Raw genomic sequence first — 19,979 nt, 5'->3', positions numbered from 1 at the left:
ACGAAGCCGTAAGGTTCAGACTTACAGGCTCCGCTGGATCGTCTCCACGCGATAACACTCGATAACATCGCCGACACGCATGTCGCCGTAATTCTCGAACGCCATGCCGCATTCCTGACCGGATTGCACTTCCTTCACTTCATCCTTGAAGCGCTTCAGCGTCGAGAGCTTGCCTTCATGCACAACGACGTTGTCGCGAATGAGGCGCACATTGGCGCCGCGTTCCACGGTACCGTCGGTGACACGGCAGCCGGCGACCTTGCCGACCTTGGAAATGTTGAACACTTCCAGGATCTGCGCGTTGCCCAGCATGGTTTCGCGCAGCGTCGGCGCGAGCAGGCCGGACATCGCCTTTTTGATGTCGTCGACCAGATCGTAGATGATGTTGTAATAGCGGATCTCGATGCCGTTGCGCTTGGCCGCAGCCGCCGCTTCCTTGTTGGCGCGAACCGAGAAGCCGATGATGGCGGCGTTGAAACCTTCCGCCAGCGTTACGTCGGATTCGGAGATGCCGCCGACGCCGGCATGCAGGATCCGAGCGGCAACTTCGTCGGTGCCGAGCTTTTCCAGCGATCCCAGGATGGCTTCGAGCGAACCTTGCACGTCGGCCTTGATGATCAGCGGGAATTCCTTGCGGCCCGACGTCTTGAGCTGCGACATCATCTGTTCGAGCGAACCGCGCATGCCGGAAATCGAGGCCGCCGCGTTTTCGCGCTTCTGGTGGGCGCGATAGCTCGTGACCTGGCGGGCGCGGGCTTCGTTCTCGACCACCGCGAGGCGGTCGCCGGCTTCCGGCGGGCCGTTGAAGCCGAGCACCTCGACCGGCACCGAAGGTCCGGCCTCATCGATGTTCACGCCCTGATCGTTGATAAGGGCGCGGACGCGGCCCATTTCGGCGCCGGCCACGATGATGTCGCCGATGCGCAGGGTTCCGCGCTGCACCAGCACGGTCGCAACCGGACCCCGGCCGCGGTCGAGCCGGGCTTCGATCACGGTGCCTTCGGCGGGACGTTCCGCGTTGGTCTTGAGGTCGAGCAGTTCGGCCTGCAGCGCGATCATTTCCAGCAGCTTGTCGAGATTGGTCTTGTTCTTGGCTGACACCTCGACGTCGACGACTTCACCGCCGAACGACTCGACCTGAACCTCGTGCTGCAACAGCTCGGTGCGCACGCGCTCCGGCTTGGCGTCGGGCTTGTCGATCTTGTTGATCGCGATGATCATCGGAACCTTCGCCGCCTTGGCGTGGTTGATCGCCTCGATGGTCTGCGGCATGACGCCGTCATCGGCCGCCACCACCAGGATCACGATATCGGTGACCTTGGCGCCGCGCGCACGCATCGCGGTGAACGCGGCGTGGCCGGGCGTATCGATGAAGGTGATCTTCTTGCCGCTTTCCGGCGAGGTCACCTGATAGGCGCCGATATGCTGGGTGATGCCGCCGGCTTCGCCCGAAACCACGTTGGCATGGCGGAGCGCGTCGAGCAGCGAGGTCTTGCCGTGGTCGACATGGCCCATCACGGTCACGACCGGCGAACGCGGTTCGGTGTCGGTGGAATCGTCGACGATGTCGAACAGACCCTCTTCGACGTCGGACGCGGCCACGCGCTTGACGGTATGGCCCAATTCCTCGGCGATCAGCTGCGCGGTGTCGGCGTCGATCACGTCGGTGATCTTGTGCATCGCGCCCTGCTTCATCAGCAAACGGATGACGTCGACCGCGCGTTCCGACATGCGGTTGGCGAGTTCCTGGATATTGATGGCTTCCGGGATCACCACTTCGCGGATGATCTTTTCCTTCGGCTCGTTCGAGGCATGCCCCTTCAGGCGCTGGGTGCGGCGGCGGAACGAGGCAATCGAACGCTCGCGCACATTGTCGGCGTCCAGGGCGGTGACCAGCGTCAGGCGGCCGCGTTCCTTTTGCGGTCCGGGCTTGTGGGTCGTCTTCGGCGGCACGGCGGGGCGCATGGCGCCGCCGGGGCCACGGCGGATCTGGCGCGGACCTTCATCCTCATCGGAAGCGTCGGCGGCGACGCCCGGCGCGCGCGCGGGCGGCACTGCCGAAGCCGTCGGCCGGGCCGCGGGACGCGCGGTGGTGGTGGTGCCGGGTGCGGTCGTCGTTGCGGTCTTGGCTTCGGCTTCGCCAAATCGCTTCTTGGCTTCGCTTTCCGCCTTGCGCTTGGCTTCCTCTTCGATGCGGTGACGTTCTTCCTCGGCCTTGCGGCGCGCTTCGGCGGCTTCGCGCTCGGCCTGCTCGATGCCCTCGCGGCTTGCGCGGCGCTTGGCTTCTTCTTCGGCGAGACGACGTTCCTCGATGTCACGGACCTTGGCATCGGCCAAGGCGCTGGCGCGCGCGGAGCGTTCATCCTCGGTCAGCGTGCGCAGCACCACGCCGGAACCGGCGCGGGGTGCGGCTGGCGCGGAGGGACGGCTTGGCGCCTTGGCGACGACCGGCGCCGGCTTGGCGACGACAGGTTCGGGCGCATGGGTTTCGCCGGCGGGCGCGTCGCCGCCGAGGCGGCGCTTGCCGCGCTTCTCGACCACGACCTGCTTGGTCCGGCCATGGCTGAAGCTCTGGCGTACGGTGCCCGTCTCGACGCGTGGCTTGAGCGTCAAGGTCTTGGTCGGGACACTCAAAGTCTTGTCGCCAGGCGTTTTGGTATCAACCATTCAGCAGTCCTAATCTTGTTGCGTTGTGCGCATTCGCACAGTCGTTAAAGCAAGTCTTGTTAGTCAGAATTTCTGGCCGCTTCCTTCGGTCTTGTCGTCATCGGCCATCCGGTATCGGACCAGGATCTGGCAGCGCGACAGGAACGTCTTGCTCGCCGGGCCCGCGAGCAGGGCAGCATGTATCACATTTGACCGCCCCAGTGCCAAATCCAATTCTGCCGACGTCAGAACATTGACGATCGGAAATTCCGCCGATTCATCCGCATTTCCGCGCTTTTGCCGCGCGATCGCGTCCAATTTGCGGATTCCGTCGACCGCCCCGTCGGAAGCGTGGATCAGGGCCTGGGCCTCCCCGCCCCGGAGCGCGCCCTCGACCTTGCTGAAACCGGAGACGACCTGGCCGGCCTTGGCGACCATCGCCAGCGCCTCGGTGCAGCTTCGAACCAGCAAAGCCTCGGTGTCGGCGGGGAGGGTCGCGGCGGCCCGGATGTCGCGCTTGAAACCCCTGCTAAATTGGTTACGCCGCACCGCTTCCGCAACGGTCCGGCGCGATGCCAAGACCCACAGGCCGCGGCCGGGAAGCTTGCGCTTCAGATCCGGAACGACCTCGCCCTGGGGCGAGACCACGAACCGGATCAGTTCGTCGATCGGGCGCACCTCACGGGTGACCGCGCACATCCGCATCGTCGCGGACCTGTCGGTCCGCGGTCCGTTGTCGAGATCGGGGTCAACCATGGCGAGCATGCGCGGGGCATCTCCTTTACCACTTGCGCGAGTTCTTGGCGCAAAACCGGTGTCCACTTTTGCGGAACACGCGCGTTACGCCGTCTGGTCTTCGGTGGCTTCCGCCGCCTCGGACTGCTTGGCAAGATCGGCCTCGGTGATCCAGCCGGCGATGACGCGGGCCTGCATGATCATGCGCTCGGCATCGTCGCGCGAGATTTCGTTGGCGTCGAGAATGCCGGGGAACTTGGTCGGCTCGGCGCCTTCCTTGCGCTCGGTCCAGCCAACCAGATCGTCGGTGGCGCAACCGGCCAGATCCTCGACCGACTTGATGTCGTTCTCGCCGAACTTGACCAGCATCTTCGAGGTCACGCCGGGTACTGTCTTCAAAGCGTCATCCACACCGAGTTCCTTGCGTTTGTTTTCCAGCTCGGTCTCGAGCTGTTCCAGGTATTCTTTTGCACGGCTCTGCAGTTCGTTGGCGGTCTCCTCGTCGAAGCCCTCGATGCCGGCGAGTTCCTTGACGTCGACCAGCGCGAGTTCCTCGACCGAGGTGAAACCTTCCGACGCCAGCAGCTGGCCGACCACTTCGTCGACATTCAGCGCTTCCATGAACACCCGCGTCGAATTCTCGAAATCGGCCTGACGGCGCTCGGATTCTTCCTGCTCGGTGAGGATGTCGATGTCCCAGCCGGTCAGCTGCGAAGCGAGCCGCACGTTCTGTCCGCGGCGGCCGATCGCCAGCGACAGCTGGTTGTTGGTGTCGGGCACCACGACCTCGATGCGCTCGCGGTCTTCGTCGATCACGACCTTGGCGACTTCGGCGGGCGCCAGCGCGTTGACGACGAAGGTCGCAATATCGGGCGACCACGGAATGATGTCGATCTTCTCGCCCTGCAGTTCGTTCACCACCGCCTGCACGCGCGAACCGCGCATACCGACGCAGGCGCCGACCGGATCGACCGAGGAATCCCGCGAAATAACGCCGATTTTGGCGCGCGAGCCGGGATCGCGGGCCACCGCCTTGATCTCGACGATGCCGTCATAGATTTCCGGCACTTCCTGCGCGAATAGCTTTGCCATGAACTGCGGATGGGTGCGGGACAGGAAGATCTGCGGCCCGCGGGTTTCGCGGCGGACGTCGAAGATGTAGGCGCGGACGCGGTCGCCGTTGCGGAACACTTCACGCGGCAGCATCTCGTCGCGGCGCACGATGGCTTCGCCGCGGCCGAGATCGACGATCACGCTGCCATATTCGACGCGCTTGACGATGCCGTTGACGATGTCGCCGATGCGGTCCTTGAATTCCTGGTACTGCCGGTCGCGCTCGGCCTCGCGCACCTTCTGCACGATCACCTGCTTGGCGGACTGGGCGGCGATGCGGCCATATTCCAGCGGCGGCAGGGTGTCGGCGATGGTGTCGCCGACCTGGGCGCCCGGATTGGCGCGCTGCGCATCGGCCAGCGAAATCTGGTTCGACGAATTCTCCACCACGTCGACGACCAGCATGTGGCGCGACAGCCGCAGCTCGCCCTTCTTGGCGTCGATCTCGGCGTGAACGTCGGTCTCGCTGCCGTAGCGGGCGCGGGCCGCTTTCGCGATGGCGTCTTCCATCGCCGCGATCACGATGCCGCGGTCGATCGACTTTTCGCGGGCAACCGCGTCTGCGATCTGCAGCAGTTCGAGTTTATTGGCGCTGACAGCTGCCATGGCTCAGTCTCCTTCGGTGGGATCGAATTCGCCGCCGGGCAAACCTTGCGCGGCGAGGCGATGTTTCTTGGTATTCTTCGGTAACGGCTTCTTCAGCGGCTTGCTCAGTGTCTTGGGCTTCGGCTTGTTGCTCTTGGCCGGATCGCTTTTCTTGGCGTGCGGCGGGGGCGGCGGCTCGAGCCCGAGATTCTGGCGCAACTCGCGCTCGGCGGCCTTGCCGCGCCGCATCGATTCCGCGATCAGCTCGTCGGTGAGAACCAGGCGGGCGTCGGCGATGTCTTCCATCACCAGCAGCACGTCGGCATCTTCGTCCGCGCGGATGTCATCGCGATGAAGCCGCACCGCATCGCCCTCGACGCCCTGCAGCGTACCACGAAAGCGCTTGCGGCCCTGATGGGCGAGCGCCATCTCGATCTTCACGAGATGACCGACATAGCGTTCGAAGTCCGAACGGCGCACCAGCGGACGATCGATGCCGGGCGATGAGATTTCCAGCCGATAGGCGCGCTCGATCGGGTCGGCGACGTCCAGCACCGGCGACAGCGCACGCGAAATCGCCTCGCAATCCTCGATCTGCATGGTGCCGTCGGGCCGCTCGGCCATGATCTGGACCGTGCAGCCGGCCTCGCCGGAAATCTTGATCCGCACCAGCCGGTAGCCCATGCCCTGCAATACCGGCCCTGCCACGGCGGAAACCCGCGCGGCGACGCCCGGCTCGACCACGAGCCGCGGCTCGGCGAGCAGGTCAAGATCCTCTGAAACAGCAGTTGGCTCGGTCATGTCCAGGATCAAAAGCGTCTTTACTTACATGAGGTTAGGCCGGGTCTAACCCGGATCCGGCCGGTTCCCTGAACCGTGCCGTGAGGCCCTTCTGGGCTGGGCTCGTTCAGGTAATAAAAAAGAGCGGGTCCCGAAGGGCCCACTCTCAATACGCGATCGTATGAGAACCATAAGTTGCGGCGGATATAGCGGTTTTTCCGCAATCCGGCAAGGCCTTGCACGCCCCGTTAAGGGAGATTTTGAGTCCTGACCGAGCGGGCCAAAGCCTAACCCTTCATTCACGAACGGTACCTAGATTGCCGAAAACCAGCCAATTCGGCCGGTTTGGATAGGTTTATGACGCCAGCGACAACGCTGATCCCAGGACTGGACGACATCGTCAGGGGCGGCGATCCCAAGCGCCGCGCCGATGCCGCGCGCCGGATCAGTGAATTATTCCTGCAGGGGGCCGCCAATTTCGGCGCCGATCACGTCGATCTGTTCGACGGCGTATTGAGCAGCCTGGTCCCCCATGCCGACCTTGCCGCGCGGGCCGAGCTCGCCGAGCGGCTGTCGCTGCTTGTCAACGCGCCGCGCGGGCTGGTCGGGCAGCTCGCCCATGAGGACGAAATTGCCATCGCGGGCCCGCTGCTGCGGCGCTCGCCTGTCATCGACGAAAACATCCTGGTCGAAATCGCCAGCGTGAAGGGCCAGGGCCATCTGCTGGCGATGTCGGATCGGCCGACGCTCTCTCCCGATCTTACCGATGTCATCGTGCGGCGCGGCGACCGCGATGTCGTCAGGCGCACGGCGGGCAATGCCGGTGCGGCGTTCTCGTCGGACGGCTATTCGACCTTGATCAAGCGCGCCGGCCAGGACGGCGTGCTGACGCTCAAAATCGGCCAGCGCGACGATCTCTCCGCCGAACAACTGAAAGACCTTTTGGCCGGAACGATCGATGTGGTCCGCCGCCGCCTGTTCACAGTCGTCAAGCCGGCGCGGCAGGTGGCGATCAAGCGGGCGATCAACGAAATCTCCGGCGCTGTCGAACGAACAGACAGCGGCCGCGACTTCGAGGCGGCGCAGCGCACGATCCTCGCACTGCATCGCGACGGCCAACTGGTCGAAAGTGCGCTGCTCAACTTCGCCAAGGCAAACAAATACGAGGAATCCGTCGCCGCGCTGGCGGCGATGACCGGCGTGAAGATCACGACCCTCGACCGGCTGATTGCCGGCGACCGCTACGATCCGATCCTGATCGCCGGCAAGGCGGTCGGCCTCGAATGGGCCACCGTGCGCGCACTGATCCTGCTCCGGCTGGGTCCGAACCGGACGGCGTCATCAGCCGATATCGAAAGCGCGCGCATGAATTTCGCGCGCCTGATGCCCACGACCGCCGAGCGTGTCGTCGGCTTCTGGAAAACCCGTTCGACGGTTTGAGTTTTCCTGCAACTACCTAGCCGTCATGCCCGGCCATAGTAGTCTGCCTTGTGCAGACTACGTACACTTGTCTGCACTGCCGGGCATCCACGTCTTCCTTATATGGGCAAGACGTGGATGGCCGGGACATAGGCGAGCGCAAGCGACGCCGTCCTTCAGACGGCTATGCCCGGCCATGACGAAATCTGACTGCTCGGGCCTAACCCACCCGCCGAAACCTCAAATACGCCGCAACACGTCCCTCGCGCTCGGCCTTCCGGCCGTAGCGCGTCATCGTGTAGCCGCTCCACGGCTCGCGCCAGTCGGCGGCACGTTCCGCCATCCAGGAAAAATCCGGCGAACGCAGCAGATGCGCCAGCGTCCATGCGCAGTAATCGTCGATGTCGCTGACGAAGCGAAATTCAGCCCCGGGCTTGAGGATGCGGGCCATCGCGGCCACCGTGGCGTCCTGCACGAAGCGCCGCTTCCAGTGCCGGCGCTTCGGCCAGGGATCGGGATGGATCAGATCGATCCGCGCCAGAGATCGCGGCGGCGCCCATGCCAGCAATTCGGCGGCGTCGCCGGCGTAAAGCCTGATATTGCCGATGTTGTGGGCTTCGATCTGCGTCAGGATTTTCGCCATGCCGTTGACATAGGGCTCGCAGCCGATGAACCCGATATCGGGAAACGCCTGCGCTTCGGCAATCAGATGTTCGCCGCCGCCGAATCCGATTTCCAGCCTGACAGCATCGGGCTTCGACTCGAAGATGTCGGTGAGATCATCGGGCGCGGGGCTTCCGATATCCAGCGCCAGATGCGGCAGCAGATTGTCGATCAGGTCGGCCTGATGGATGCGCAGCTTGTGGCCCTTGCGGCGGCCGAAGAACGAGCCGTGCGCATGCGCGGCGGCGCCGTCATCCGGCGGCGCGTCGCGATCGCCGATGTCGCGGGGTGAGACCGTCATCGCAGCGTCTGGTACAGCCGGTGCAGCAGCCGCGCCCTCGGCTCGATCGAGGAGATGTACATCTGCTCGTAATGGGTATGCGCGCCCTTGCCGTCGACCCCGAGGCCGTCGAGCGTCGCCGTGTGGGGCGCGGTGAAATTGCCGTCGCTGCCGCCGCCGGTGAAGGTGTCGACCAGATCGAAACCGATTTCGGCCGCCAGCGTTTTGGCGTGCTCATAAAGCGCCGCACCGGCGTTGCTCTTTTCGTAAGGCGGGCGATTCAGTTCGCCGGTGACGGTGACGCTGACGCCCTCGGTGCGTGATTTCAGGCCGAGGATCCTGGGCACCAGCTCGTCGGATTCGGCAATGCCAGGCACGCGCATGTCGACTTCGGCATAGGCCTCCTCTGCGATCACGTTTGGCTTGGTGCCGCCCCTGACGACGCCGACATTGACGGACACGCCACGCTTGAGGTCGTTCATCGCCTCCAGCGTCTGAATGACGTTGCCGAGTTCGCGGATGGCGCTGCGGCCGTCCTCTGGCCGCGTGCCGGCATGCGACGGCACGCCCTTGATGAAGACTTCGAAGCGCGCGACGCCCTTGCGTCCGGTGACGATTTTGCCGCCGTCGCGGGCAGGCTCGGTCACCAGCACATACTTGGCCTTGCGCCCCTCCGTCTCGATCAGGGCACGCGACGTCGGGCTGCCGATTTCTTCATCGGAGACGAACATCTGGGTGATGCCGAGCGGCGATCGCGCGCCGTCCGCACAAATCTGGCGAAAGGCATGGTAGGCGAGATAGGCGCCGCCCTTCATGTCATAAATGCCGGGACCGAAGACGCTGTCGCCCTCGATCTTGAACGGCAGCCGCTCGATGAATCCCAAGGGATGCACGGTATCGAGATGGCTCAGCACTAGGATGCCCGGCGCGTCCTGCCCCCATGACGAACGCGCGACCACATGATCGCCGCATCCGTCCTTTCCTGCGATCCGCTCAACGGTCGCGGGCAGGTCGTGGTAGCCGTCAGTGACGAGGTCGGCGAGCTTGTTGACCTGTGCGGGCACCTCGGTCGGCGTCTCGATTTCGACCCAGCGGCGGATGCCGTCGAGGATCGAACTGGAATCAAACGGATTGGCGGTGGTTCCGGTCATCAGCGCTTTGCCTTCAAGGAATTTCGGGCCAAGGATTTTCGGTCCAAGCAATTTCAGCCAATGTCATGCGCTCGCGCCGGCGGGCGCGTCAATCGGAACATCCGGTGATGGCAGCTGAATCAGCGCTGGTCGGGGCCTTCGCGCGCGGCGATCTGTTCGACCAGTTCGACGATACTGCGGCGCATTTTGGCGTCGGTGATGCGCGTAAATGCCCGCGTCAGCGACAGGCCTTCGGAAGTGGCGAGAAAGTCGGCAACGTAGGCGGGCGAACCGGATTCGCTGAAGCCATCGGCATTAACAGCACCGCTCGGCCCGCCGTCGAACAAAAACGAAACCGGTACCTGCAAGATTTCCGAGATCCGCTGCAGGCGGCTGGCGCCGACCCGGTTGGTGCCCTTCTCGTATTTCTGAACCTGCTGGAAGGTGAGGCCCAATGCCTCGCCGAGTTTTTCCTGGCTCATGCCCAGCATGATGCGTCGCATGCGAACGCGGCTGCCGACATATTTGTCAACAGGGTCTGGCGCTTTGGTGGACATCTCCAACACTCCTGGGATTGCGCGCCGGGGAATGAGGCATAGCGGAGTATGCCTCAGGCGCCGGTACCGTCAAATCCTGCTCGGAGGATCGGGTTGAACTGCGGACAATTTGAGCAATGAACTGACTGGTTCTTGTTTTTGGTTGCGGAACCCAGAATGCGAATTACGCGGTCGGTCTGTCAACTAGTTAGTGGATTGGCGCAGGTTGAGTTTTTGCGGCGACCGCAACACCGGCAGTATGCAAAACTTTAGGCTTTTCGCCTCGCAAAGCGGCGCCGGGCGACCAGCAGCAACGCAACAGCCACCATCATGCCCGCTGGAATGTCTCTAAGCCGCGCGTAAATCGTCGGCGACAAAGCCGTTGGCAGGTTGGCGTCCAGCACGCCTTCAATACCAAGGCCGAGCCGTGCGACAATGCGCCCCGACGGATCGATCACGGCTGAAATGCCGGTGTTGGCTGCACGAACAACGGGCAGGCCTTCTTCGATGGCGCGCAGGCGCGCCTGCTGCAGATGCTGATAGGGACCGGTCGAAATTCCAAACCAGCCGTCATTGGTGACGTTGATGATCCAGCCCGGGCGCTCGTCCCCTGTCGTTATATCTCCGGGGAATACCGCCTCATAGCAAATCAGGGGCAGAGCGCGCGGCGCGTTCGGTATTTCCATGGCGCGGCGGCGGGTGCCCGGGATGAACCCGCCCTGGACCCTCGTCAACTGCACGAAGCCGAGTTTTTCCATCAGGCCCTGGAACGGCAGATATTCGCCGAACGGCACCAGATGCAGCTTGTCGTAGACCGACAGCACGCTGCCGTCATGGTCGATCGTATATATCGAGTTGTAGGCGCGCGTCACTCGCACGCCCGGCGGGAGGTCGGGCGCACGCACCGAGCCGGTGATCAGCACGGTCCCCCTCGGCAGCAGGTCGGCGATCTGCGCCATCGCATCGGCTTCGCGGGTCAAAAAGAACGGGAACGCCGATTCCGGCCAGATCAAAATGTTTGCGTCGCTGACGCCGGTCGATTGGGGCCCCGAAGCCCGATCGGACAGTGTCAGATACTTCTGCATCACCTCCGCCTTGGCGGCGTAATTGAATTTGACGTCCTGCTGCAGATTGGGCTGCATGATGCGCAGCTTGACCTTTGTCAGCACGGTCGGCTGCAGCGACAGCCTGATGGCGCCGAACACGGCCATGACAGCGAGCAGGCCGAGCGCCGCCGCCGGCGCGAGCCAGGGTTTTCGCCCCCGCGAGGTGCCATCGATCAGGACCGCCGGGCTTGCGAAGATCGCCACCGTGAGGAACGTCATCCCCCACAGCCCGATCAGCGATGCCGTCTGGGCCAGCGCCAGCGGCTCCGACAGCGCGTAGCCGAACGAATTCCAGGGAAATCCCGACAGCAGATGGCCGCGCAGCCACTCCGTTATCGTCAGGCTGATCGCGAGCGCGAGCAGGCGCGAAGCGTCGCGGGTCCAGAGCAGGCGCGCCAGCGCAAAGGCTGCCGCGGTGAACAGCGCGAGATAGGCCGGCAGGCCCAGCACCGCGAACGGCATCAGCCAGGCGAACGTTGGCGCATCGACCAGGAAGGCGTAACCGATCCAGTAAAGTCCGACGACGAAATAGCCGAGCCCGAACCAGAAGCCCGACATCGCGGCCGCCGGCACGCCGCGCCATCGCCCCGCACCGGCGCCGTCGATCAGCCAGACCGCGACCGGAAAGGTCAGGAACAGCACCGGCCATGCATTGAATGGCGCCATCGCCAGCGCCGACAATGCGCCGGCCACCAGCGCAAGGGCCGCGCGCTTCCATCCCCAGGCCAGGATGATCGCAAGACCGGCGGTGCGAAGTTTGCTGGCGGGAATCACTGCGAGCCGGCTCCATCGCTGGACGATGGCGGCGCGTTGTCATTGGCCTGCGGCGCATTGGGGTCGGGCGCAGCTTCGCGGCGCCGGCTTTCGCGCTGCGTGCGGGGGGCGGGCCGTTCCTTGCGGACGGCAATGCGCAGCCGCTTGACCCGCCGTGGATCGGCGTCGAGCACTTCGATTTCGTAATTGCCGGGGCCTGAAATGATCTCGCCGCGTAGCGGCAGGCGGCCGACCTGTGACACCAGATAGCCGCCAAGGGTTGCGACCTCTTCGTCCTCGCCGGCAATGAAATCCTCGCTGATCACCGAGCGGGCGTCCTCGAGGCTGGCGCGGGCATCGGCGATGAATGAATTGTCCGCCTGCCGCACGATCGCCGGCGGCTCGTCGCTGTCATGTTCGTCGTCGATTTCGCCGACGATCTGTTCGACGATGTCCTCGATCGACACCAGCCCGTCGGTGCCGCCATATTCGTCGACCACCAGCGCCAGATGGATGCGCGAGGCCTGCATCTGCGCCAGAAGGTCGATCGCCCGCATCGACGGCGGCACGAAGAGCAGCTTGCGGATGATGTTGGCGTCCGCCAGCGGCTGCGCCAGATCGACCGCGCGCATATCGAGGCCCGCGGGGAAAGGTTTCTTGCGCTTGGCCTTGGTGGTGTCGCCGATGCGCGCCTTCGCGGTCATGAACGCCAGGAGGTCGCGGATGTGCACGATGCCCTCGGGGTCGTCGAGGGTTTCGTTGTAGACGACGAGGCGCGAATGCGCCGCGCTTTCGAACAGGCTCATCAATTCGCCGAGCGGGATGTCGCGCTTGACCGCGACGATGTCGGCGCGATGCACCATCACGTCGGCGATGCGCCGTTCGTGCAGCCCGAGGATATTGCGCAGCATGGTGCGCTCGATGGCGGAAAAGCCCACCTCGTCCGGCGTCGAGGCATCGAGCACGACCTGCAGATCGGCGCGGACCGATCCCGGCTTCCAGCCGAACAGCGTGCGGATCGCGCGCGTCAGCCAGTTCTCCGCTGTCGGGCGCAGCACCTCGCCTTCCTGCACCACGGCCGGAAGGTTGGGCATGTTGCGCGGATTGTCGTGGGTAGGGTCGGAGTCCGGCATGTCAGTCCATCCGCTCCCGGTCCGCATGGGGATCGCGATCCGCATACGGATCCGGAATGCCGAGCTGCGCGAGGATCTCCTGCTCGAGACTCTCCATGGCTTCGGCGTCGTCGTCTTTTTCGTGATCGTAGCCGATCAGATGCAGGAACCCGTGCACCGCAAGATGGCTGAGATGGTGATCGAACGGTTTTTGTTCGTCGTCGGCCTCTTTGCGCGTCGTCTCATAGGCGATGGCGATATCGCCGAGCATGCGCGGTGCATCGTCGGGCGTTCCCGCACCGGTCGGCTGCAACGCCGGAAACGATAGCACATTGGTCGGCTTGTCGATGCCGCGCCAATTGCTGTTCAGGGTTCGAATCCCGGAATCGTCGGTCAGCATGACTGCCAGTTCCGCTTCGCCGACATCGGCATCGGCGATTTCAGCGGCGGCGTTGATGGCGCGATGGATCACCGCCTCGGCGTCGGGCTCGGTCTGCCAGCAATCGGCGACCACGAGGACTTCGGTTACGGGGTGGACGGAAGACAATTTCGTTCCAGGGTTTTGCAGTCCAGCATTTAGGTTGCGGCCCGGGCCCGCCTGCTGCGGGCCCAAAGCCAAAGGTCTGGCCATCAGGATCTGCCGGTCGCCGGTTTTTGCGGCAAGCCCTCATAGGCGGCGACGATCCGCGCCACCAGTTCATGGCGGATGACGTCTTCGGCGGTGAACTTCACCTGCGCGATCCCCTCGACGCCGTCGAGCAGCTTGACGGCCTCGGCAAGTCCCGAGGTCTGGCCATTCGGCAGGTCGACCTGCGAGGGGTCGCCGGTGATGATCATGCGGCTGTTCTCGCCAAGCCGGGTCAGGAACATCTTCATCTGCATCGAGGTGGTGTTCTGCGCCTCGTCCAGGATGATGACGGCGTTGGTCAGCGTGCGGCCGCGCATGAAGGCGAGCGGCGCGATCTCGATTTCGCCGCCCTGCAGCGCGCGCTCGACGACGCGCGCATCCATCAGATCATACAGCGCGTCGTAGATCGGCCGCAGATAGGGATCGACTTTTTCGCGGAGGTCGCCGGGCAGGAAGCCGAGCCGTTCGCCGGCTTCGACCGCGGGCCGCGTCAGGATGATGCGATCGACTTCCTTGCGCTCGAACAATTGCGCGGCATGCGCCACTGCAAGCCAGGTCTTGCCGGTGCCGGCCGGGCCGACGCCGAACACCATCTCGCTGCGTTTCAGCGCGCGGATGTAGGAATCCTGCGCGGCGGTGCGCGCCCGCACCGGGCGCTTGCGCAGATTGATGGTCTCGAAGGCGTTCTTGGCGGCCTTGGGGTCGAATTCAAACAGCGATCCCTGCGCGATCACGGCGCGGATGGCGCCTTCGACGTCGCCCTGCGCCAGATCCTGTCCCAACACCGCCTGGGCGTAGAGCGTTTCGAGGACGCGCCGTGCGGCGTCGCAGCCGTCGCGCGACCCGGCGATGGTGATGTGATTGCCGCGCGAATCCACGACGACGCCAAGCCGGCGTTCGATCAGCGCGAGATTCTGCCCGTAAGGGCCGACCAGCGCGGAAGCGGCGCGGTTGTCGTCGAAGTCGATGACGACTTGGGTTTCGGGCGGTATTTGCATGTCGCGATCAAATTTGCGGCTGGGAGCAAGCGAAGGTGAATCCGATGCGCTTTTTGGCAAGGGTTCAGGCTCCCGCGTTTACTTGAGAAGAATCGGTCATGGGTGAAAGCGTCGATAAAGTGGGTCGCGCGGAGGCGCCAGCGAGTTCGCCGAGCAGGCTGTAGCGCTCCAGGCTGTCGATGGCGACCGGCAGCACTTTTCCGATGATATCCGGTGATGCCATCACATGCGCGGGCTGCAGATAGGCGGTGCGGCCGACGATCTGGCCGGGGTTGCGGGCCGCGCGTTCGAACAGCACATCGACAGTCTTGCCAATCATGGCCTTGTTGAAGGCCGATTGCTGGCTGTCGATCAATTCCTGAAGCCGCCCCAATCGCTCGTCCATTTCTGCCGCTGACACCGTCTCCCGCATGTCCGCCGCCGGCGTGCCGGGCCGCGGCGAATATTTGAACGAATAAGCCCCAGCGTACCCGATTTGCGTGACAAGCGCGAGGGTGGCGGCAAATTCTCCCTCGGTTTCGCCGGGGAAGCCGACGATAAAATCCGATGAAAATGCAATATCTTGGCGGCTGGCGCGAAATCGGTCGATGACGCGGCGGTAATCATCGGCGGTATGCTTCCGGTTCATGGCAGCCAGAATGCGGTCGGAGCCCGATTGTACCGGCAGATGCACGAACGGCATCAGTTCGGGCAGGTCGCGATGCGCTTCCAGTAGCGAATCATCGACGTCTCGGGGATGGCTGGTCGAATAGCGCAGGCGCGCGATGCCGGGGATTTCGGCGAGGCGAGTGAGCAGCCTGCCAAGCGGCCAGGTTCGTCCGTCCGGGCCTTCGCCGTGATAGGCATTGACGTTCTGCCCGATCAGCGTGATCTCGCGCACGCCATTGTCGGCGAGCCGCATCACGTCGTCGATGATTTTTGCAACTGGCCGGGAGACTTCCGCACCACGCGTGTAAGGCACCACGCAGAAGGTGCAGAACTTGTCGCAGCCTTCCTGCACGGTGACGAACGACGAGATGCCGCGCGCGCGGATCGCCGCGGGCTTCGGCGGCGGCAGAAAGCCGAACTTGTCCTCGACCGGGAATTCGGTCTCCAGCGCGCGGCCATGGCTTTTGGCGCGGGCGAGCAGCTGCGGCAGGTGATGATAGCTCTGCGGGCCGACCACGACGTCGACGGTCGGCGCGCGGCGGATGATCTCCTCGCCCTCGGCCTGCGCAACGCAACCGGCGACCGCGATGCGCATTTCGCGGCCGTTTCGCGCGGCTTCATCCTTGGCGACACGCAAGCGCCCGAGTTCGGAGTAGACCTTTTCGGAAGCCTTCTCGCGGATATGGCAGGTGTTGAGGATGACGAGATCCGCATCCTCGGCGCTGTCGGTCTCGACAAAGCCTTCGCCAGCCAGCGTGTCCACCATGCGCTGCGCATCGTAGACGTTCATCTGGCAGCCATATGACTTGATATGCAGCTTGCGCGGCGGCTTCATGGAACCTGAATGCGGGGTTGGTCGGCGCCCATGCGGCGCCCGGTCTGGGGTCAAATATAGCCTGAATGGCCGAAAATCCAGCGGTTTAGAGCCGTCATTCCGGGGCGATGCGACAGCATTGAGCCCGGAATCTCGAGATTCCGGGTTCGTGCTTCGCGCGCCCCGGAATGACCATCCCTAATCGACCCCAATCCGCGCAATTAGATCGGGCAATTGCCGCATATCGCCGAAAGTGACCGCAGCGCCTGCGTCACGCAGCAATTCGGCATGACCTGGGCCGCAATGGCTGCCGCCGTGAAAGCCGAGCACGGTCATCCCGGCGGCCCGGCCGCCGGTGACGCCGGCCACGCTGTCCTCGATGACAAGGCATTGAGGCGGCCGGATATTCATCTGTTCGGCCGCGAACAGAAACAGGTCCGGGGCAGGCTTGCCGCGATTGACCTGCGTGGCGGAAAAAATATGCGGCAGCAGAAGATCGTAGAGCCCGGCGCAGGTGAGACCGTGGCGGATTTTTTCCGGCGTTCCGCTCGACGCCACACATTTGGAAAGCGTGATCGCTGATATCGCTTCGCCGATATGCGGAATTGCCTGCAGATCGCCCTCATAGAATTTCAACGTGGCCGTCTTGACCTGCGCTTCGAAATCATCGGGCAGTTGGCGGCCCGTCTCGTTCTCGATCGTCAACCGCGCTTCACGGTCGGAAACGCCGAGGAACCGCTGCAGCACCTGATCCGCCGTGATCGGATAGCCGTGGCGCGTCAGCGTCTCCGCATGCGCGCGGCATGAAATGACTTCGCTGTCGACCAGCACGCCGTCGCAATCGAAAATGATGAGCTGAGGAGGCAAGTGCTTCAGGACTTATCTTCGTCCAGCGGCACGCAATACAGTTCGAGCCGGTGATCGACCAGTTTGTAGCCGAGCTGGCGGGCGATCTCGGCCTGCAGCTTCTCGATTTCTTCGGAGGTGAATTCGATCACCTTGCCGTCGCGCAGGTTGATCAGGTGATCGTGATGGCTGTCGGGCATCTGCTCATAGCGCGCCCGGCCCTCGCGAAAATCATGCCGCTCGATGATGCCGGCGTCCTCGAACAGCTTTACGGTGCGGTACACGGTCGAGATCGAGATCTTGTCGTCGACCTCGACGCAGCGCCGGTAGAGTTCCTCGACGTCGGGATGATCCACCGAATCCGCCAGCACCCGCGCGATGACGCGGCGCTGCTCGGTCATGCGCATGCCGGTGGCGGCGCAGCGTGCCTCGATGCCGGTATTCTTGTGCGCGGGCGGGGATTTCAGGACGGGCATATGGTCTTGCCTTAGAGAGCAGGGCAGGGTGTTTTGCCACCCCGCGCAGTTTACGACAAGTCACGCCGCATCAGAAGAGCGTTCAATTGCTCCCCGCCGGGTTGCTGATAATAGCGTTCGCGGCGCCCAACGACGCCGAATCCGGCCCATTCATACAGCCGCCGCGCCGGCTGATTGTTTTCTTCCACCTCCAGGAAGATGGAACGCACGCCGCGGCCGGCGAGATGGCCAAGATGGGTCAGCAGCAAATTGCGCGACAGGCCGCGGCCGCGCTCGCCGGCATCGATCGCGATCGACAATATTTCGGCTTCGTCCGCGGCCATGCGCGAGACCGCAAACCCGATCACCTTGCGCCCTTGCCGGAGGCGATGAACCAGCGTGTTGCGTTCGGTCAGCATCGCCTCGAACTCGCCTTCACCCCAGCCACGGTGAAACGAGGCGCCGTGCAGCTGCGCCAGCCGTGCCGCGTCGCGCTGGCTGGCCGGTTCGACCACGGCGGTGCCGCCGCGCCACCATTTTGAAAACAGGGATCGCAAGGCCATCAGGATGCCGGCTGCGAGGCTTGCGGCAGCGGGTCCTTGGGCGGCTTGGCATCGGGCGCGCGCAGATAATACGGACTGGCCGGCGACATTTCCGGGCTGACCGCGGCGCCCAGCCACGCCACCCAGGTGATATCGGGCGCCGGCTGCGCGTCGACCCTGAACGGCGGCGGCGCATCTGATGGCCAGCGGTCGGCGAGGATTTTCGCGGCGTTGCCGACCAGGTGCGGCGTTCCGAAGCGGGAGGCCTCGAGTGCTTCTGAAATCGGCGCCACTTTCGGCTTGACCAGCGAACCACCGTCGCCGCTGACCACCTGGAAATACACATGATCGTGGCGTGCATCGATCGCGGAAATGATCGGATGCTCGCTGTTCTCGCCGACGAAAGGCGCCGCGTAAGCGGTCAGCGTCGTCAATCCCACCACCGGCTTTCCGGCCGCCAGCGCAATGCCGCGGGCGGCCGAGAGGCCGACACGCAATCCGGTAAAGCTGCCGGGCCCCTTGGTCACGGCGACACGGTCGAGTGACGTGAACGCGACGCAGGATGTTTTCATCACCCGCGCGATCAGCGGCATCAGGGCTTCGGCGTGGCCGCGCTTCATCGCCTGCGATTCCTGCGCGATGATCTTCGTCGTGTCGGTATCGAGCACGGCGGCAGCGCAGGCATCAAGCGCGGTATCGATGGCGAGGATTAGCATGAAGAGGTTTATAGCAGCTTCGTAGGATGGGCAAAGGCGCACTTCGCGCCGTGCCCACCTCTTATCCTGCTGCTGGCAACCGGTACTTTACCGCGATCAGCAGTGGTGGGCACGCTTGCGCTTTGCCCACCCTACGCAGCCAGCTCACATCGGCCGGACTTCGACCACGTCGGGCACGAAGTGCTTGAGCAGGTTCTGGATGCCGTGCTGCAGGGTTGCCGTCGAGGACGGGCAGCCGGCGCAGGAGCCCTTCATGTTGAGATAGACGACGCCGTCCTTGAAGCCGCGGAAGGTGATGTCGCCGCCGTCATTGGCGACCGCGGGGCGCACCCGCGTCTCGATCAAATCCTTGATGGTCGCCACCGTGTCGGCATCGGCCTCGTTGAAGAACTCGTCTTCCTCGTCGAGCGCCTCGTCATTGCCGGCGGTGCCGTCGGCCAGCAGCGGCTCGCCGGACATATAATGTTCCATGATGGCGCCGAGGATGGCCGGCTTGAGGTGCTGCCAGTCGCTGTCGTCCTTGGTCACGGTGACGAAATCGGCACCGTAGAACACGCTCTTGACGCCCTGCACGTCGAACAGCCGCTCGGCCAGCGGCGAGCGGGAGGCGGCTTCGCGGTTGGCGAATTCCATCGTGCCGGTGTCGAGCACGGTTCGGCCCGGAATGAATTTCAGGGTGGCGGGGTTAGGGGTCGCTTCGGTCTGGATAAACATCTGATTTCTCCGGCGTCGCCGGTTCAAGGCCGGCGCGTGGGGGTTACTCTAAAGCGTTTTCGAGCGAAGTGGGTACCGGTTCGCGTGAAGAAAACGCGTCAAAAACAAAAAGCTAGAGCCTCGCTCTAGCAGATGGCAACGGCCGACGCACGGTCAAGGGGCGCAGACCAGCCCTTCTTGGCGCAATTCCCTCATTTCGCTCAGGAAAGCGCGTCGATTTCGGCGTCCTTGAGGTCGCCGGAGACGATGGTGACCGGGATCGGGAACGAGCCGGCGGCCTGTGCGATCATGGCGATCAGCGGGCCGGGGCCTTCGGCGCCCGGATTGGCCGCCAGCACCAGCATCGAGATATCGACGTCCTTGTCGATCACGTCGAGGATCTGCTCGGTCGGATTGCCCTCGCGAATCACCCGCTCCGGCGTGATCGCGGCAATGCCGTTGGCCCGGCCGGAGGCGCGGTCGAGCGCCTCATTGGCGGCGTCCTCGGCTTCGGCGCGCATGATGTCGGCGACCCCCAGCCATTGCTGGTTCTGGTCCTCGATCTCGATGATGCGCAGCATCACCACGCCGCCGCCGACCCGGATCGCCCAGCGGCTGGCATAGTAGACCGCGCGGTCCCACTCCGCGGTGTCGTCAACGATGACAAGACATTTTGGCTTGTGACCCGTCTCGTAGCTTCGTCGCTGGGTGGTCATGCATGTCCCGGTGCTGCGCCAAACCGACGCATGCTGCCACGGCGCAGCCGTGTCAGACAAGCGCC

Annotated in this window: 19 protein-coding genes; 1 reads left to right on the top strand and 18 read right to left on the bottom strand. The window is 64.1% G+C overall.

Translation table 11 applies throughout. From position 1 onward, the window contains the following. Nucleotides 1-21: 21 nt before the first annotated feature. The 4 genes from infB to rimP form a co-directional block, all read right to left on the bottom strand. Nucleotides 22-2,667 carry a translation initiation factor IF-2 gene (gene infB / locus JQ574_RS28320; protein WP_212209998.1) on the bottom strand — a complete coding sequence of 882 codons (2,646 nt, stop codon included), beginning with the start codon at nt 2,665-2,667 and terminating at the stop codon, nt 22-24. 63 nt (nt 2,668-2,730) lie between these two features. Then, on the bottom strand, nt 2,731-3,411 hold the full coding sequence (locus JQ574_RS28315) for an RNA-binding protein (RefSeq protein WP_212209997.1): 681 nt from the start codon (nt 3,409-3,411) through the stop codon (nt 2,731-2,733). A 75-nt stretch (nt 3,412-3,486) separates the two neighbouring features. Continuing rightward, nucleotides 3,487-5,100, bottom strand: a complete 1,614-nt coding sequence (gene nusA / locus JQ574_RS28310; protein ID WP_192736271.1) for a transcription termination factor NusA — start codon at nt 5,098-5,100, stop codon at nt 3,487-3,489. A 3-nt stretch (nt 5,101-5,103) separates the two neighbouring features. Then, nucleotides 5,104-5,880 (bottom strand): ribosome maturation factor RimP, encoded by a 777-nt coding sequence (rimP, locus tag JQ574_RS28305; RefSeq protein ID WP_212209996.1) that lies wholly within the window; start codon nt 5,878-5,880, stop codon nt 5,104-5,106. Nucleotides 5,881-6,216: 336 nt separating this feature from the next. Here rimP and JQ574_RS28300 point away from each other — a divergent pair, with 336 nt between their 5' ends. Then, nucleotides 6,217-7,299, top strand: coding sequence for a DUF2336 domain-containing protein (locus JQ574_RS28300; RefSeq protein ID WP_212209995.1), 1,083 nt, complete (start codon nt 6,217-6,219; stop codon nt 7,297-7,299). 199 nt (nt 7,300-7,498) lie between these two features. Here the strand turns inward: JQ574_RS28300 and trmB are convergent, their stop codons facing one another. The 14 genes from trmB to JQ574_RS28230 all read right to left on the bottom strand — a co-directional run bounded on the left by trmB (nt 7,499) and on the right by JQ574_RS28230 (nt 19,914). Next, nucleotides 7,499-8,242: a tRNA (guanosine(46)-N7)-methyltransferase TrmB gene (trmB, locus tag JQ574_RS28295; protein WP_212209994.1), complete on the bottom strand. Its 744-nt coding sequence runs from the start codon at nt 8,240-8,242 to the stop codon at nt 7,499-7,501. Then, entirely contained in the window at nt 8,239-9,372 is a 1,134-nt protein-coding gene (locus tag JQ574_RS28290; RefSeq protein ID WP_212209993.1) for a M20 family metallopeptidase, read from the bottom strand. Before JQ574_RS28290 ends, trmB begins: the two co-directional genes overlap by 4 nt. 119 nt (nt 9,373-9,491) lie before the next feature. Continuing rightward, nucleotides 9,492-9,908 carry a helix-turn-helix domain-containing protein gene (locus JQ574_RS28285; protein WP_212209992.1) on the bottom strand — a complete coding sequence of 139 codons (417 nt, stop codon included), beginning with the start codon at nt 9,906-9,908 and terminating at the stop codon, nt 9,492-9,494. 248 nt (nt 9,909-10,156) lie between these two features. Then, nucleotides 10,157-11,767, bottom strand: a complete 1,611-nt coding sequence (lnt, locus tag JQ574_RS28280) for an apolipoprotein N-acyltransferase (protein ID WP_212209990.1) — start codon at nt 11,765-11,767, stop codon at nt 10,157-10,159. Beyond that, complete coding sequence (locus JQ574_RS28275; RefSeq protein WP_249119655.1) at nt 11,764-12,879, bottom strand: hemolysin family protein; 1,116 nt, start codon at nt 12,877-12,879, stop codon at nt 11,764-11,766. The genes lnt and JQ574_RS28275 overlap by 4 nt, the downstream gene beginning before the upstream one ends. 1 nt (nt 12,880) lies before the next feature. Next, the gene (gene ybeY, locus JQ574_RS28270; RefSeq protein ID WP_249119654.1) at nt 12,881-13,405 is read right to left on the bottom strand and encodes an rRNA maturation RNase YbeY; all 525 of its coding nucleotides are present in this window, start codon (nt 13,403-13,405) and stop codon (nt 12,881-12,883) included. A gap of 83 nt (nt 13,406-13,488) precedes the next feature. After that, nucleotides 13,489-14,544 (bottom strand): PhoH family protein, encoded by a 1,056-nt coding sequence (locus tag JQ574_RS28265; protein ID WP_212209984.1) that lies wholly within the window; start codon nt 14,542-14,544, stop codon nt 13,489-13,491. 4 nt (nt 14,545-14,548) lie between these two features. After that, nucleotides 14,549-15,967: a tRNA (N6-isopentenyl adenosine(37)-C2)-methylthiotransferase MiaB gene (gene miaB, locus JQ574_RS28260; RefSeq protein WP_249119653.1), complete on the bottom strand. Its 1,419-nt coding sequence runs from the start codon at nt 15,965-15,967 to the stop codon at nt 14,549-14,551. A 177-nt stretch (nt 15,968-16,144) separates the two neighbouring features. Beyond that, on the bottom strand, nt 16,145-16,813 hold the full coding sequence (locus tag JQ574_RS28255) for an HAD family hydrolase (protein ID WP_212209982.1): 669 nt from the start codon (nt 16,811-16,813) through the stop codon (nt 16,145-16,147). Between the two features lie 5 nt (nt 16,814-16,818). Then, nucleotides 16,819-17,268: a Fur family transcriptional regulator gene (locus JQ574_RS28250; protein WP_212209981.1), complete on the bottom strand. Its 450-nt coding sequence runs from the start codon at nt 17,266-17,268 to the stop codon at nt 16,819-16,821. 50 nt (nt 17,269-17,318) lie between these two features. Then, nucleotides 17,319-17,810, bottom strand: coding sequence for a ribosomal protein S18-alanine N-acetyltransferase (gene rimI, locus JQ574_RS28245; protein WP_212209978.1), 492 nt, complete (start codon nt 17,808-17,810; stop codon nt 17,319-17,321). Next, nucleotides 17,810-18,505, bottom strand: a complete 696-nt coding sequence (gene tsaB / locus JQ574_RS28240) for a tRNA (adenosine(37)-N6)-threonylcarbamoyltransferase complex dimerization subunit type 1 TsaB (RefSeq protein ID WP_212209977.1) — start codon at nt 18,503-18,505, stop codon at nt 17,810-17,812. The genes rimI and tsaB overlap by 1 nt, the downstream gene beginning before the upstream one ends. Nucleotides 18,506-18,649: 144 nt before the next feature. After that, complete coding sequence (locus tag JQ574_RS28235; RefSeq protein ID WP_212209975.1) at nt 18,650-19,219, bottom strand: NifU family protein; 570 nt, start codon at nt 19,217-19,219, stop codon at nt 18,650-18,652. Nucleotides 19,220-19,419: 200 nt separating this feature from the next. Continuing rightward, nucleotides 19,420-19,914: a universal stress protein gene (locus JQ574_RS28230; RefSeq protein ID WP_192736286.1), complete on the bottom strand. Its 495-nt coding sequence runs from the start codon at nt 19,912-19,914 to the stop codon at nt 19,420-19,422. Between the last annotated feature and the right edge of the window lie 65 nt (nt 19,915-19,979).

The organism is Bradyrhizobium sp. AUGA SZCCT0158 (genome assembly GCF_018130065.1).
Lineage (GTDB): Bacteria > Pseudomonadota > Alphaproteobacteria > Rhizobiales > Xanthobacteraceae > Bradyrhizobium.
The sequence above is the reverse complement of the archived record's forward strand: the minus strand, read 5'-3'. Positions and strand labels throughout refer to the sequence as shown.